Source organism: Antrihabitans stalactiti, from assembly GCF_012932915.1.
Lineage (GTDB): Bacteria > Actinomycetota > Actinomycetes > Mycobacteriales > Mycobacteriaceae > Antrihabitans > Antrihabitans stalactiti.
Genome location: NZ_VCQU01000003.1, coordinates 131,161 through 145,000 on the forward strand (window position 1 = coordinate 131,161; position 13,840 = coordinate 145,000).

The 13,840-nt window shown below is 64.6% G+C and carries 13 protein-coding genes; 6 read left to right on the forward strand and 7 right to left on the reverse strand.

The window, feature by feature from the left end:
- Positions 1-8 precede the first annotated feature (8 nt).
- Genes FGL95_RS09685 through pknB form a run of 4 tightly spaced genes read left to right on the forward strand, consistent with a single transcriptional unit; the run spans position 9 to position 6,292 of the window.
- The gene (locus tag FGL95_RS09685) at positions 9-1,475 is read left to right on the forward strand and encodes an FtsW/RodA/SpoVE family cell cycle protein (RefSeq protein ID WP_169586046.1); all 1,467 of its coding nucleotides are present in this window, start codon (positions 9-11) and stop codon (positions 1,473-1,475) included.
- Positions 1,472-2,935, forward strand: coding sequence for a peptidoglycan D,D-transpeptidase FtsI family protein (locus FGL95_RS09690; RefSeq protein WP_169586048.1), 1,464 nt, complete (start codon positions 1,472-1,474; stop codon positions 2,933-2,935). The genes FGL95_RS09685 and FGL95_RS09690 overlap by 4 nt, the downstream gene beginning before the upstream one ends.
- 37 nt (positions 2,936-2,972) lie before the next feature.
- The gene (locus tag FGL95_RS09695; RefSeq protein ID WP_169586050.1) at positions 2,973-4,385 is read left to right on the forward strand and encodes a serine/threonine-protein kinase; all 1,413 of its coding nucleotides are present in this window, start codon (positions 2,973-2,975) and stop codon (positions 4,383-4,385) included.
- Positions 4,382-6,292 (forward strand): Stk1 family PASTA domain-containing Ser/Thr kinase, encoded by a 1,911-nt coding sequence (gene pknB / locus FGL95_RS09700; RefSeq protein WP_169586051.1) that lies wholly within the window; start codon positions 4,382-4,384, stop codon positions 6,290-6,292. Before FGL95_RS09695 ends, pknB begins: the two co-directional genes overlap by 4 nt.
- On the opposite strand, the gene FGL95_RS09705 is transcribed toward pknB, so the two are convergent.
- Positions 6,289-6,933, reverse strand: coding sequence for an aminodeoxychorismate/anthranilate synthase component II (locus tag FGL95_RS09705; protein WP_169586052.1), 645 nt, complete (start codon positions 6,931-6,933; stop codon positions 6,289-6,291). The two genes, pknB and FGL95_RS09705, sit on opposite strands and share 4 nt — an antisense overlap.
- A 42-nt stretch (positions 6,934-6,975) precedes the next feature.
- Positions 6,976-7,710, reverse strand: a complete 735-nt coding sequence (locus FGL95_RS09710; RefSeq protein ID WP_169586053.1) for a DUF881 domain-containing protein — start codon at positions 7,708-7,710, stop codon at positions 6,976-6,978.
- 72 nt (positions 7,711-7,782) lie between these two features.
- On the opposite strand from FGL95_RS09710, the gene crgA reads away from it, so the two are divergent.
- Together crgA and FGL95_RS09720 are read left to right on the forward strand one after the other, a co-directional pair.
- Positions 7,783-8,046 (forward strand): cell division protein CrgA, encoded by a 264-nt coding sequence (gene crgA, locus FGL95_RS09715; protein ID WP_169586054.1) that lies wholly within the window; start codon positions 7,783-7,785, stop codon positions 8,044-8,046.
- A gap of 93 nt (positions 8,047-8,139) precedes the next feature.
- Positions 8,140-8,547 carry a PH domain-containing protein gene (locus tag FGL95_RS09720; RefSeq protein ID WP_240962907.1) on the forward strand — a complete coding sequence of 136 codons (408 nt, stop codon included), beginning with the start codon at positions 8,140-8,142 and terminating at the stop codon, positions 8,545-8,547.
- On the opposite strand, the gene FGL95_RS09725 is transcribed toward FGL95_RS09720, so the two are convergent.
- From FGL95_RS09725 to FGL95_RS09745, 5 genes are read right to left on the reverse strand one after another with little or no spacing between them, the layout of a single operon-like run.
- Positions 8,515-9,405 carry a rhomboid family intramembrane serine protease gene (locus FGL95_RS09725; RefSeq protein ID WP_169586058.1) on the reverse strand — a complete coding sequence of 297 codons (891 nt, stop codon included), beginning with the start codon at positions 9,403-9,405 and terminating at the stop codon, positions 8,515-8,517. The genes FGL95_RS09720 and FGL95_RS09725 overlap by 33 nt on opposite strands.
- 14 nt (positions 9,406-9,419) lie before the next feature.
- On the reverse strand, positions 9,420-9,983 hold the full coding sequence (locus tag FGL95_RS09730) for a peptidylprolyl isomerase (protein ID WP_206071719.1): 564 nt from the start codon (positions 9,981-9,983) through the stop codon (positions 9,420-9,422).
- A 22-nt stretch (positions 9,984-10,005) separates the two neighbouring features.
- A complete protein-coding gene (locus FGL95_RS09735) occupies positions 10,006-11,901 on the reverse strand; it encodes a putative bifunctional diguanylate cyclase/phosphodiesterase (RefSeq protein ID WP_169586063.1) in 1,896 nt (631 codons plus the stop codon).
- 3 nt (positions 11,902-11,904) lie between these two features.
- Complete coding sequence (locus FGL95_RS09740) at positions 11,905-12,969, reverse strand: Rv1355c family protein (protein ID WP_169586065.1); 1,065 nt, start codon at positions 12,967-12,969, stop codon at positions 11,905-11,907.
- Complete coding sequence (locus FGL95_RS09745) at positions 12,966-13,670, reverse strand: hypothetical protein (protein ID WP_169586067.1); 705 nt, start codon at positions 13,668-13,670, stop codon at positions 12,966-12,968. The genes FGL95_RS09740 and FGL95_RS09745 overlap by 4 nt, the downstream gene beginning before the upstream one ends.
- Positions 13,671-13,840 lie beyond the last annotated feature (170 nt).

Here is a 13,840-nt window from a genome sequence, read left to right on the forward strand (position 1 = left end):
GCGCGCTGATGTCGTCACCTCAGCCTCCGGTCAAGGCAACCCCCGCATCGTTTCCGAGTCCGCCCGGGGGTTTCGCACCGGCGCCGCCGCTATCGAATCGCCGCAACGTCGAGTTGTTGCTGCTCGCCCTCGCAGCGGGCATCACGACGCTCTCGCTCGTGCTCGTGGAGGCCGCTCAGGAGCAGTCGATCACCTGGGACCTCGCGAAATACGGTCTCGCGTATCTGGCACTGTTCACTGTCGCTCACCTGGGCGTACGCCGGTTCGCCACCTACGCCGATCCGCTGTTGCTGCCGATCGTCGCGCTGCTCAACGGCCTGGGCCTGGTGTTGATCCATCGCCTCGACTACTTCGACGCCCAGCGCGCCGAAAATCTGCACCAGGCGGTGCCGTCGCCCGACACGAACAACCAGATCCTCTGGGTCGGGTTGGCGATCGTCGGATTCATCGCGGTGTTGATCTTGCTGCGCGACTACCGGACGCTCGCGCGATACGGCTACACCCTCGGTCTCGGCGGCCTGATTCTGCTCGCGATCCCCGCGATTCTGCCGAGCAGCAACTCCGAGACCAACGGCTCCAAGATCTGGATCCGGCTGCCCGGCATCAGCTTTCAGCCAGGTGAGTTCGCCAAGATCCTGCTGATCATCTTCTTCGCGGCCGTGCTCGTCGCCAAGCGTGAACTGTTCACCACGGCGGGCAAGCACATCTTCGGTATGGACTTCCCCCGAGCGCGCGACCTCGGACCTATCCTCGTCGCATGGGCGGTGTCGCTGGCGGTCCTGGTGTTCGAGAAAGACCTCGGTAGTTCACTGCTGATCTTCGGCACCGTCCTCGTGATGCTGTACATCGCGACTGCTCGGGTCGGGTGGCTGTTGATCGGAGGCGTGCTCCTCGCCGCCGGTTTCGTGCTCGCCTACAACGTCTTCGGGCATGTCCACGATCGGACGCAGACCTGGCTCGACCCGTTCGACGATTACTACGGCGCGGGCCGCGACATCTCGGAAACGCTGTTCGGCCTGGCCACCGGCGGTATTGCAGGTACCGGGCTCGGCAACGGCCGACCGTCGGAGGTCGTGCAGGCGTACAAGACCGACTACATCATCGCCATCATCGGTGAAGAACTCGGCTTCGTCGGGCTGGCCGCCGTTCTGGTCCTGTACTTGGTCTTCATCGTTCGCGGTCTGCGCACCGCCCTCGCGGTCCGCGACAGCTTCGGCAAGCTCCTCGCAGGTGGGCTGTCGTTCACCATGGCGATCCAGTTGTTCGTCGTCGTCGGCGGCGTCACCAAGCTCATTCCGCTCACCGGGCTGACCACCCCGTTCATCTCTTATGGTGGTTCTTCGGTGCTTGCGAACTACATCCTTCTGGCCCTACTCATCAAGATCTCCGACGCAGCCCGCGCACCCGCACCACCCAAGAAGCGAGAACCGGCACCGATCGCGGATGCCCCGACCGAAATGTTGAAGAAGACATGAACGCTGCTCTGCGAAGAGTTGCGGTGGCCGTCATGGTCATGGTTGTCGCCCTTCTCGCCAACGCAACATACGTACAGGTCATCACTGCCGACAGCCTGCGCGCGGACCCTCGCAACTCGCGCGTGCTGCTCGACGAGTACTCACGCCAGCGTGGCCAGATCTCGGCAGGCGACCAGGTTCTCGCGATCTCGGAAGCCTCCGACGATCGATACAAGTTCGTGCGCCGCTACCCCTCGGACCCGGAGGCTTTCGCACCAGCAACCGGCATCTACTCGTTGCAGTACGGCAGCAGCGGTCTCGAGCGCGCCGAAGATCCGGTGTTGAACGGCTCGGACAACCGGTTGTTCGGCCGCCGTTTCTTCGATCTGGTCTCTGGTCGCGACCCGCGCGGCGGCAACGTCGTGACGACGCTGAATCCCGCGATGCAGCAGGTCGCCTACGAGCAGCTGACCGCGAAGGGCTACTCGGGTTCTGTCGTCGCCATCGAGCCGAGCACTGGCAAGATCCTCACGATGGTGTCGACGCCGAGTTTCGACCCGGGCACGCTGTCCAGCCACGACTTGCCGGCTGTGGCCAAGCAATGGGACGACCTCAACAGCGATCCGTCGCAGCCGATGCTGAACCGCGCTGTCAACCAAACCTACGAGCCTGGTTCGACGTTCAAGGTCGTCGTCACCGCTGCTGCATTGGCGAAGGGCGTCAAGCCCGACAAGCAGGTCACAGCCGATCCGGTGAAAACGTACGAAGGCGTGCCGCTGGAGAATTACGCGAGGGAACGGTGTGGTCCAGGCCCGACGGTCACCCTCCTCGAAGCGTTCGCCAAGTCGTGCAACACCGCGTTCGCCGATCTCGGCATAGAGGTCGGGGCGTCGGCGCTGACCTCGCAAGCAGCCGACTTCGGCATCGGCTCCAACGCGCCGAGCATCCCGATCCAGGTCGCCGACAGCCGAGTCGGCAGCATCGATGGCGACTCGGCGATCGCGCAATCGAGCATCGGCCAGCTGAATGTGTCGCTGACACCGTTGCAGAACGCGATCATCGCTGCGACGGTCGCCAATGGCGGAATTCGGATGCAACCGCATCTCGTGGCCCAGCTGCAGGGTCCGGACCTGTCGACGCTGTCCACCATTGCGCCGCAGACGGTCCAGCAGGCAATGGAGCCCGATGTCGCTGCGACACTGACCGACATGATGATCGAGGCGGAGAAGTACGCGGGCGGCGCCAACGCGATTCCCGGCGTGCAGATCGCCTCCAAGACAGGCACCGCAGAGCACGGCAGCGACCCGCGAAACACGCCGCCCAACACGTGGTACATCGCGTTCGCGCCTGCCGCGAACCCCACGATCGCAGTTGCGGTGATCGTCGAGGACGGTGGGAACAGCGGTCTGTCGGCAACCGGTGCCTCGGTTTCCGCACCGATCGGACGTGCGGTGATCAAAGCCGGATTGCAGGGCCGATGATGCTCGAGCGGGAGATGACGAGGGGGGCGAGAAACCGATGCTGAGCAACGGGGCGTTGATCGCCAACCGATATCGGCTGCAAAGGCTGATAGCGACCGGCGGAATGGGCCAGGTGTGGGAGGCGACCGACAATCGCCTCGACCGCCGGGTCGCGGTGAAGGTGCTCAAAGCGGAGTTCTCGGCCGACCCGACGTTCCGTGAGCGGTTTCGCACGGAAGCGCGCACGACAGCGATGCTCAATCACCACGGCATCGCAGGCGTCTACGACTACGGCGAAACGCGAGATCCGTCCGGCGCCGAGACCGCCTACCTCGTGATGGAACTCGTCGCGGGCGAGCCGCTCAACGCCGTCCTCGGTCGCGTCGGCCGTCTGTCTATGGTGCACGCGCTCGACATGCTCGAGCAGACCGGTCGCGCCCTCGAGGTCGCGCACGAGGCCGGTGTCGTCCATCGCGACGTCAAGCCGGGCAACATCCTGGTGACGCCGACCGGGCAGGTCAAGATCACGGACTTCGGTATCGCCAAGGCCGTCGACGCGTCCCCGGTGACGAAAACCGGCATGGTGATGGGTACGGCGCAGTACATCGCCCCCGAGCAGGCGCTCGGTCAGGACGCGACGGCGGCCAGCGATGTCTACGCGCTCGGCGTCGTCGGGTACGAAGCCCTCGCCGGTCAACGACCGTTCATCGGCGAAGGCGCGATCACGGTCGCGATGAAGCATGTGCGGGAGGCTCCGGCTCCCCTGCCCACCGATCTGCCCGCGAACGTGCGCGAGCTGATCGAAATCACGATGGTGAAGGATCCGGCCGGCCGATACGCGCGAGGCGGCGAGTTCGCCGACGCTGTCGCAGCGGTCCGTGCTGGGCGTCGTCCTCCGCCGCCTGGATCGGTGCCCGGCGGTCCGCCGCCTGCGGTGCATGGCCCGATCGCGTCGATCGGCACTGCCCCGATAGCACCGCGTCCCACACCGACCGGCGCTGCCCGCGTGCTGCCGCCGCCACAGCAGAGCACCCAGATGTTGCCGTCCTCACAGCGTGAATACTCGGCTGCGCCAGCCAGATACACTGGCGCAGCGGGGGATTCCAAGCATTCACGTGGTCGCATGTCGTCCGGTCAGAAGTTCATGGCTGGGCTCGGTGCGGCAGCGCTGTTGCTCGCGGCTGCCCTCGCCGGCTGGTTGATTCTCCGGCCGTCCGACGACAAGAACTCGAATACGCCCGTGGTGACCTCGACTCAGACCGAGACCGAGACGACCTACGAAGAACCGACGACGGTCGAGCAGACGACACAGGAGCCCACCACGACCACTGTGCCGACGACCGTGACGACACCGCCGACGACCACGACAACGACGCCGCCTCCCACCAGCCAGATCACGACGAAGCCCACTACCGCGCCGGCAACGCCGACGAGCGCTCAGGGTCCGACAGGTATAGGACCGCCACCATGACGACACCGCGCAAACTCTCGTCCCGATACGAACTGGGCGAGATACTCGGTTTCGGCGGCATGTCCGAGGTGCATCTGGCACAGGATTTGCGGCTGAACCGCGATGTCGCGATCAAGGTGCTCCGCGCTGACCTTGCCCGAGACCCAACGTTCTACCTGCGATTTCGGCGTGAGGCGCAGAACGCTGCGGCGCTGAATCATCCAGCGATCGTCGCTGTGTACGACACCGGCGAGGCTGAGACCGAAGCGGGTCCGCTGCCGTTCATCGTCATGGAGTACGTCGAGGGCGACACCCTTCGCGACATCGTGCGCACCAAGGGACCGTTTGCGCCGCGACGCGCGATGGAAGTGATCGCGGACGTATGCGCTGCACTGGATTTCAGTCACCGCAACGGCATCGTGCACCGCGACATGAAGCCGGCCAACATCATGATCAACCGCGCAGGCGCGGTGAAGGTGATGGACTTCGGCATCGCACGGGCAATCGCCGACAGCTCGAGCCCGATGACCCAGACCGCCGCTGTCATCGGCACCGCGCAGTATCTGTCGCCGGAACAAGCGCGCGGCGAGCAGGTCGACGCACGGTCCGACGTGTACTCGGTCGGTTGCGTGCTGTTCGAAATCCTTACTGGCGAACCACCTTTCAAGGGTGACTCGCCAGTCGCCGTCGCGTATCAGCACGTTCGGGAAGATCCGCCGACGCCGTCGCAGGTGTACGAAGGTGTGCCGCGCGAGCTCGACTCGGTGATTCTCAAGGCGATGAGCAAGAACCCCGCGAACCGGTATCAGACAGCAGCCGAGATGCGCAGCGACCTGATCCGCGTGCTCGGCGGTCAGCGGCCGAGCGCACCGATGGTGATGAACGACGAAGATCGCACCACGATTCTCGGGTCGATCGAATCACCCGGTCGGCGTGCGAAGGTCGTCGAGGCCGCACCGACGGCCGAGCCCGAAACCGACGAACCGGCACCGAAGAAGCGTTGGCTGCGTATCGCGGCTCTCGTGGTCGTGGGCATCGCCTTGGTCGGACTGATCGGCAGTGTGTTGTGGCGTATGGGTCCCGGTTCGCAGGCAGACCAAGTTCAGATCCCGAACCTCGCCGAGAAGAGCGCACTCGATGCCCAGAACGAGCTGGAGAAGCTCGGCTTCCGCGTCGAGAAGAAGGAAGTCTTCGACGCCGCGATCGCCGTAGGCAAGGCGGTCACCACACGGCCGTTACCCGGTACGCCGGTCACCGAAGGCAGCACGGTCACGCTCGAGGTGTCCAAGGGACCGGAGCAGGTCCCGGTGCCGAGCCTGACCGGCGTCACCCAGGAACAGGCCGTGCAGATCTTGAGCGCTGCTCGGCTGAAGCTCGATCCGACGATCGGTAAGGCGCCGTCGAGTGTCGCCGATATCGGCAAGATCGTCGAGCAGGTGCCCTCTGCGGGCTCGACGTTGAAGGTCGATTCGGCGGTCAAGGTCAAGGTCGGTAGCGGGCCGGAGCAGATCCGGGTGCCGATGGTGGTTGGTCAGACCATCGACGTCGCGAGGCCGAACATCGAAGGTGCTGGATTCACTGTCGAGATCGAGAACGTGCGGTCTGCGAAGCCGAAGGGCGAGGTGATCTCCACCGATCCCGCTGGCGGGTCGATGGCCGAAAAGGGCAGCAACGTCAAGGTTCAGGTGTCTCAGGGCGACGACATCAAGATGCCGGACCTGACGAACAAGACCGTGCCGGAGGCGTTGGACGCCCTCCGCGGTGCCGGCTGGACCGGCACAGCGGCGCAAATGATCGGAGTTCCGTCGCCCACGCTGGCCTCGGATCAAGTCAATCGAATCGTCAACCAGCAACAGCCTGCGGGTAGTGACGTACCGAAGGGCGCCGTGATCACCGTCGGTGTCGGGGTCCTCGGTATTCCGCGCTAGGCGCCCAGGGCTGCGGCGACTTCGGACTCCAGCTGGTCGACGAGTGCGGCAGGCGGTGCCTGACCGCACACCTCGAGCCAGTTGGCCAACATCCGGTGGCCGCCCTGGGTCAGGACGGATTCCGGATGGAATTGCACGCCGTGGATCGGCAGCGTGCGGTGCCGCATCGCCATGACCACCCCGCTCTCGGTCTCGGCGATGACCTCGAGTTCGTCGGGAATCGTGTCTTGGAGAACGGTGAGCGAGTGGTAGCGGGTTGCTGTGAACGGATCAGGCAGGCCCGCCAGAACCCCGACGCCTTTGTGATGGATGAGGCTCGTCTTGCCATGCAGCAGTTCGGGGGCTCGGTCTACGGTTCCGCCGAATACGGCACCGATCGCCTGGTGGCCGAGGCACACGCCGAGTAGCGGCGTCTTCGCGGCCGCACATGCGGTGACCAGCCCCATCGTCGCGCCGGCGCGCTGCGGCGTGCCAGGACCGGGGCTCAGGAGGATGCCGTCGAATTCGGCCGCCACCGCGTCGAGATCGGCGAGCTTGGGATCGTCGTTGCGCCATACGACCGCGTTCGTCCCCAATTGGCCGAGATACTGAACAAGGTTGAAGACGAAGCTGTCGTAATTGTCGACGACGAGGATGCGCATGTTGGGAGACTACGTCCCTGTCCTGCCGAGCGTTCAATCGATTTAGTTGACGGGGCGTGCGAACCGCATTCGAGGCGGACCTTCGTAGGCGGGCACTCCGAGCAGGTCCACCGATGCTTCGCGATAGCCGAGCCCGAACCGGACCGCGTAGGCCCGGAACAGCCGGACGCCCGGCTCTGCGTCGAGCGCCGCCGTCAAGCGCGCAGGGTCGCCGAGCGCGGTGATCGTGTACGGCGGGCTGTAAGTCCGGCCGTGAAGAAGAAGTGTGCTGCCGACGCATCGTGGAGCGGACGTCGCAACGATTCGTTGGTCCTGTAGCTCGACGGCGCTCGCTCCGCCTGCCCATACAGCGTTGAGCACGCTTTGGACGTCTTGTTGATGGACGACGAGGTCGTCGGGTGTGGCGCCCTCCGGGTAGTTGCCGTCGAGTCCGCGCGGTGCGTCCGTCAGCGTGACCGTGACGCCCGGACCGAACGCAGGCGCGCCTGCCGCGGCGGGCGTCAGAGCCCCGATCGCGGCGAGCACTTCCGCGACCGCGCTGTCGGACCGCGCGGCGGCGGACTGCAAAGCCTGGACGCGGGTCGAGAGGTCGTCACGGGTGGCCGCGGCCGAATCGACGCTGGACTGCGCGGCGCGCACGAGATCGGAAAGCCTGCCCGAATCGGTGCTCCGCAACTCCCTGCCGTGGGACGCGATGCGGGTCGTGGCGAGCAGCAACCCGGCGACCAGGCACACCACCAGGACCAGTGCCGTCCAGATCGCATTTCGGGTGGCCATCGGCGCTAGGTTAGCGTGTAGTTCACACCGTTTGGTGTCACCGCGCCTGTCAAATGATCCAAAGAGGATGCCATGCCGAAGTCGAAGGTCCGGAAGAAGACCGACTATACGATCAACCCCGCGAGCCGTACGCCGGTCAAAATCAAGGCTGGCCCGTCTCCCGTGTGGTACGTCGCGATCATGCTCGGGTTCATGGTTGCCGGGCTCGTCTGGTTGATCGTCTACTACCTCGCCGCCGAGAAGATCGGCTGGATGAAGAGCCTCGACGCCTGGAATTTCCTTATCGGCTTCGGCCTTATGGTCATCGGCCTCGTGATGACGATGAAGTGGCGCTGACGATGTCGAAAACAACCACAATTACACGCGTGTGATTTATCCCCAATGTGGATAACCTCTGTGGATAACTCTGAAACTGCCTGGTCAACGCCTATGCCGGCGCTCATCGCTGCCGCGATCGGCGGGTTAGCGCTGGGGGTCTGTGCGGTCGCACTGTCCACCGATCCGGCCGGACGGGTGCTCATCGGGATAGCCGCTGTCGGCCTTCTGGTCATGGCGTGGCTCGGAATGACGCAACGTCCGCGGCTCGCGGTGCTCGACGGCAACAAGCTGAGCGTCAAACAAATTCGGCGGACGGCGGTGTACGACCGTGCGGCGGTCGTGCGGGCTCGCGTCGTCAAATATCCACGGCTGGGGCGCCGCGTCCCGATGCTTGAAATCGACGTCGCCCTACCCGACGATGCCGAGCTCCTGTTGGTTTTCGGTCGCTGGGACCTCGGAACTCATCCGGAAGACGTGCTGGCTGCGTTAGCCCGTCACGAATTCGCTGTGGAGCTGTAGCGCTCGCACAGCGATAACGGCGAGTGTGAATGCCACCAGTGCGCCGAGCGCCGCCCAGCCGATCGCTTGGGCGGGCACCTTGACGGTTCGGCCGAGCCATTGCGGCACGTACAGCAGGGCTGCGGCCGCGGCCGTTCCGGCGAGGAGACCGCCGGTATGTCCCCACAACGACACCCCGGCCACCGAAATGCTGATCGCGAGGTTGATGACGATCATCGCCACGATGACCGTCGGGTTTTGGCGCAAGCGAACGAGAATCAGCGCGTAGGCGCCGAACACCCCGAAGATGGCGCCTGACGCGCCCGCGGTCACCGCGTTGGGCTGCTCCAGCACCAAGACGGCAGCAGAGCCGCCGAGCAGCGCGGCGAAATACAGCACGGTGTAGCGCGCGGCGCCCAGAGTCTGTTCGACGAAGCGACCGAACAGAAACAGCGCCAACATGTTGACGAGCAAATGAATCGGTCCGAAATGTAGAAAGCCGGACCCGATCACGCGGAACAACTCACCGCGCGCAACTCCAGGCGACCAGAGCGCCCAATCGGCGAACAACCGCGAGTCGTTCGCGTTGGACCCCACGCTGTGCGATTGAACCGCGGTGATCGCGAAGACGAGAACGTTCAAGGCGATCAGCGTGTATGTCGCATACGGGACCGCCACGGTCCGCACAGCGGCGCCCGCAACGGTCCGGACCGGACGAATATCACGCTGACCGGCCCGGACACAGTCGACACATTGATAGCCGACTGCGGCTTCGCGCAGGCAGTCCGGGCACGCCGGCCGACCGCACCGGGTACAAGCCAATGCAGTCGGGCGACGTGGATGCCGCACACAACCCTGGAGCGGTGCGCCGGTTGTCATCGAGTTAGTCAGCTTCAGGAGATGGTGACGCGTTCGATCACGACTTCCTGGCGCGGGCGGTCACGCCCGTCGACCGCTGTGGTCGCGATCTCGTCGACAACCTTGCGGGATGCCGGGTCCACAACTTCACCGAAGATCGAGTGCTTGCGGTTGAGGTGCGGCGTCGGGCCGACGGTGATGAAGAACTGCGAGCCGTTGGTGCCGCGGCCGCCACGCAATCCTGCGTTCGCCATGGCGAGCAGGTACGGACGGTTGAAGGTCAGCTCGGGGTGGAACTCGTCGTCGAACTGGTAACCCGGGCCACCCATGCCGGTGCCGTCCGGGTCGCCGCCCTGGATCATGAAGCCGGAGATGACGCGGTGGAACACAGAGCCGTCGTAGAACGGTCCCGACGCGGTGCCGGATGCGTTCTTGGTCGAGTACGGCTTCGAGCCGTCAGCCAGCCCGACGAAGTTGGCGACCGTCTTCGGTGCGTGGTTGCCGAAGAGCGCAATCACGATGTCGCCACGGTTGGTGTGCAGCGTTGCGGTGGAGGTCTGTTGTGGTGAAGTCACTCCGCCATCGTGCCATGCGCACATTGTGGGGTTTGCCGCGTGTCGGCTACTGGACGCGCTCGGAACGACGATCGAGGAACGGCAACGCGATCTTGCCGCCCGCCGATAGGAGTTTCGCGATCGCCTCCGGTGGCACCGGCCGCGACAGCAGGAAGCCCTGTGCCCGGTAGCAGCCCAACTCGAGCAGGGTCCGTGCCGCGATCTCCGTTTCGACACCCTCGGCAACGAGGTCCAGGCCGAACGAATCGGCCAGGCCCACAATCGATTTGACGATTGCACCGTCGTTGTCGTCGTGACCGAGCCGCCGGACGAATCCTTGGTCGACTTTCAGAGCACTCACGGTCAGCGCCTTGAGGTGAGAAAGGGAGCTGTAACCGGTACCGAAGTCGTCGATCGCAACGGCGACACCGATCTTCCTGAGACCTTCGAGCGTGATCCGGGTGCGGACCATGTCCTGCACGACGACGTGTTCGGTGATCTCCAGGCAGATCGAGCTGCCCGCCAGGCCGAACTCCATCAGCACCGTCGCCACCGAAGCGACGAAATCGAGGCTGACCAGCTGTACGGGCGACACGTTGATTCGCATGACGAGATCGCCCGCGAGACCGTGCGATTTCCATTCCGCGAACTGCTTGCATGCCGCCCGGATCACCCATCGGCCGAGTTCACCGGCAAGGTTCGTCGCCTCGGCCACCTCGATGAACGTTCCCGGCAGCAGTAGGCCTCTCGTGGGGTGCTGCCACCGCACCAGCGCCTCGACGGCGAGAATCTCGCCCGTGCGCAAGTCGACTTCCGGCTGGTAGTGCAGCAGCAGGGCGTCGCTTTCGACGGCGTGCCGGAGGTTCAGCTCGATGTCGTCGCGCAGCGCGTAGAACGCGCGCATCTCTTCGGTGAAGACCGCGATGCCGTTGCCACCTGCGCCCTTGGCCGCCATCACCGCTTGGTCCGCCTGGCGCAAGACGTCGGAGACCGACGACTCGCCGGGTATCCCGACCGCGACCCCGACACTCACGGTCCGGCTGACCTTTTCGACACCGAGCGAGACCCGCTCACTCACCAGTTGCCGGATCCGGTCGGCCTCCTTCTCGGCCCGCGCGCTGCTCATCGACAGCGACGGCACGATGACGAATTCGTCACCACCGAGACGGGCGATCATGTCTCGCGGATCGGTCTGATCGCGCAAGCGTTTGGCCAGCGCCTGAATGAACTGGTCACCGGCTGTGTGCCCGAGGAAGTCGTTGAGCGCCTTCAATCGGTCGAGGTCGATGTAGAGCGCGGCGACCGGACCAGGTTGGCCAGGTTGCAGGCGTTCCTCCATGTATTCGATCAGCGCACGACGGTTCGAAAGTCCCGTCAGGTCGTCGTGCAGCGCGTGGTGACGCACGTGGTTCTCTGCCTCGATACGACCCTTCAACTGGGCAAACATCGCGGCGATCGCGCGCATGGCCGCGATCTCAGCCGCGTCGAATGCGCGGTCTCCGAACGTCGTCAAGCTGATGAAGCCGGTCGGCCGAGACCCGGACACCAGCGGCGTGGCCAGCACGGATGCTCCGATCACCGCAGCGACGGCCTCTTCTCCCCAGGCCAGTCGCGCAACCTCACGAACGGCAGCTTGATATCGCGCCGCCGTCTCGTCGTGCGGACGTGCGATGACCGGCGTCAACGAGTGCTCCAGCTGCTCGAACACCTCGTCGGCGTCGTAGAAGTACACAACAGCCATAGGATCCGGGTCGGGAACGACATCGCGCCGCGGCATCTCGGCGATCATGATGGACGCGCGAATACCGTGATCGTTGTAGCGGAGGCAGGCGTGGTCGACTTCGAAATACCCGCGCAGCGTCTCGAGCACCTCTTCGGTCTCGGGAATCAATGACGGTGCGTCGATCGCCATCAACCGATTCGCGACCGACGTCACGAGCTCCTGCAGGCTAACGCGCCCCATAGCTCACCGTTCTCTCATTCCAGGTAACGGACGGGATTCGTCGCCAGTGCCGGAATCGATGGCATCGAGGGCAGCCGACAGATCGATGCTGGTCCTGCCCGACGGGAGTGGCTCGCCTCGGCCGATTCGTCGAACGGCGGCCGCGACGCTGGCGCCGCCCAGCGCGACATCACCGCCGAGTTGCGGCCACGTGGAGACCGTCTTTCCGACCTCGAGCATCGACGACACCATGCGGTCGGACAGCTGCGATGGCGGAAGAATCCGAAATACGTGCGGCACCTTGTCCTCTGGGGACATGTCGGCGAACGAGGCGAAATCGAAGTCTGTCCCGAGCAGCCCGTTGAAATACGGCAACGTCGGGTCGAGGTCGTAGCGCTCGACGTCGAGTAGTCCGCGATCGCTGGTCTCCATGAGAATCGGAATTCCGCGAGCCGACGCAGCATCGCGAGCCAACACCTTGATATCGAGCGAGTCGCATTCCTCGATCATGATGTCGAGCCCGTCGCTGAACTCGTCGATGCTCTCTCGCGTAATTCCGCGCTGGTCCACGATCACCGACAGATACGGGTCCAGCTCGGCAATCCGCCGGGCGACGACGACCGCCTTGTTGACCCCTAGATCGAGCAACGTGCCGGGGATGCGGTTGAGATTCGACAGTTCGATCTCGTCGAAGTCCGCGAGACGCAACTCCCCGCAGAGCCCTTCGAGGGCGAGGGTGTGCGCGATCGCGTGACCGACGCTCAGGCCGATCACGCCGATGGTCAGGGTGCCGAAGTGGTCCTGCTCCTCGGTGGTGATCTTGTTTCGGTTCCGGTCGAGACGAAGCCGGCGAAAGGATTTCGGACCGAGAATGCCGACACAGGTACGGCGCCACGAGTAGTAGACCCATCGCGAATCCTCGGCGAGCAGGTCGTCGGTCGGCGGCGGCGTGAGCTCCGTCAACCCCCTTCGCTGTTCGGCGCGGGTGTCGACGAATTCGACGTGCGGGTCTGCCCGGAGCTCGTCGAGAAAGGCCATGTCCGAATCCAATGACTCATCGAGAATTCGGCCGCGGTACTCGAGATTCACTGCTCGCTCGCTTTCGATGGCCGCAGCTGCACGATCTCACGTAGCAGGCCGGGAAGCCGTTCCGGCGCGACGTGATCGACGAAAGTATTTCTGTCCCACCACAGCGGCGTCGCCGTGTAGCGGTCGGACGGGTAGGGCGACGTCGGCAGATCCGCGGGTTCCTTGACGGCGCCAACGGACTTCCATTGTTGCCGTTGGCTTTCGACGCCGACGATCGCGACGATGTACTGCGCGGGCAGCATGCCCATCGGTGCGACTACGGCGACGCGCAGGAGCGCCTCCGACAGGGCCGCGCGATCGCGGGCATCGTCGGACACGAATGCACCCTTCAGTTCTACGACACCGGCGGGAATACGGTCTGCGACGAGGCGATGTAGCTCGGCGCGGCCGGGCTGGCCGTCCCACATGTGCACAGCGGGCGCATCGTCGGCAGACTCGTGCGCCTGCATACGAATCCCTGCTACCAGCTCGGAACGCTCGTCGATGGCGACGGCAAAGAGGGTCGTGGACCGACCGTCGCGGATGAGGTCGAGCTCGAACGCACCCTCGACGCCGTGCTTGCGATAACCCTCGTAGGCGGACTGTAGGTACTGCTCCCACAATTCGGGGTCGCTCGCTGGGCTTGCGACGACCATGCGGTACTCAGTTCCGGCGATCCGATACGACTGGTGGGCGGCGAGCTGAGGGTGCAATGCAGTCATTGACGTCCTATCAGATCCGATTCCTGCAGCACTATGTTGCGCCATGCTTACCCAGGGCAACAACCTAGTTGATCAATCCTCAGTCAGAGTCGACTCCTCATGCCCGGGATTCGCCGAGATTCGTGTCACGCGGACGCAAGTCGTCTCTCTCCGCGGGTCGCTGTGTCACA

Bases quoted from the DNA above. Each gene is read 5' to 3' on its own strand.
- FGL95_RS09685 (WP_169586046.1), top strand. From the start codon at position 9: ATGTCGTCACCTCAGCCTCCGGTCAAGGCAACCCCCGCATCGTTTCCG.
- FGL95_RS09690 (WP_169586048.1), top strand. From the start codon at position 1,472: ATGAACGCTGCTCTGCGAAGAGTTGCGGTGGCCGTCATGGTCATGGTT.
- FGL95_RS09695 (WP_169586050.1), top strand. From the start codon at position 2,973: ATGCTGAGCAACGGGGCGTTGATCGCCAACCGATATCGGCTGCAAAGG.
- pknB (WP_169586051.1), top strand. From the start codon at position 4,382: ATGACGACACCGCGCAAACTCTCGTCCCGATACGAACTGGGCGAGATA.
- FGL95_RS09705 (WP_169586052.1), bottom strand. From the start codon at position 6,933: ATGCGCATCCTCGTCGTCGACAATTACGACAGCTTCGTCTTCAACCTT.
- FGL95_RS09710 (WP_169586053.1), bottom strand. From the start codon at position 7,710: ATGGCCACCCGAAATGCGATCTGGACGGCACTGGTCCTGGTGGTGTGC.
- crgA (WP_169586054.1), top strand. From the start codon at position 7,783: ATGCCGAAGTCGAAGGTCCGGAAGAAGACCGACTATACGATCAACCCC.
- FGL95_RS09720 (WP_240962907.1), top strand. From the start codon at position 8,140: ATGCCGGCGCTCATCGCTGCCGCGATCGGCGGGTTAGCGCTGGGGGTC.
- FGL95_RS09725 (WP_169586058.1), bottom strand. From the start codon at position 9,405: ATGACAACCGGCGCACCGCTCCAGGGTTGTGTGCGGCATCCACGTCGC.
- FGL95_RS09730 (WP_206071719.1), bottom strand. From the start codon at position 9,983: ATGTGCGCATGGCACGATGGCGGAGTGACTTCACCACAACAGACCTCC.
- FGL95_RS09735 (WP_169586063.1), bottom strand. From the start codon at position 11,901: ATGGGGCGCGTTAGCCTGCAGGAGCTCGTGACGTCGGTCGCGAATCGG.
- FGL95_RS09745 (WP_169586067.1), bottom strand. From the start codon at position 13,670: ATGACTGCATTGCACCCTCAGCTCGCCGCCCACCAGTCGTATCGGATC.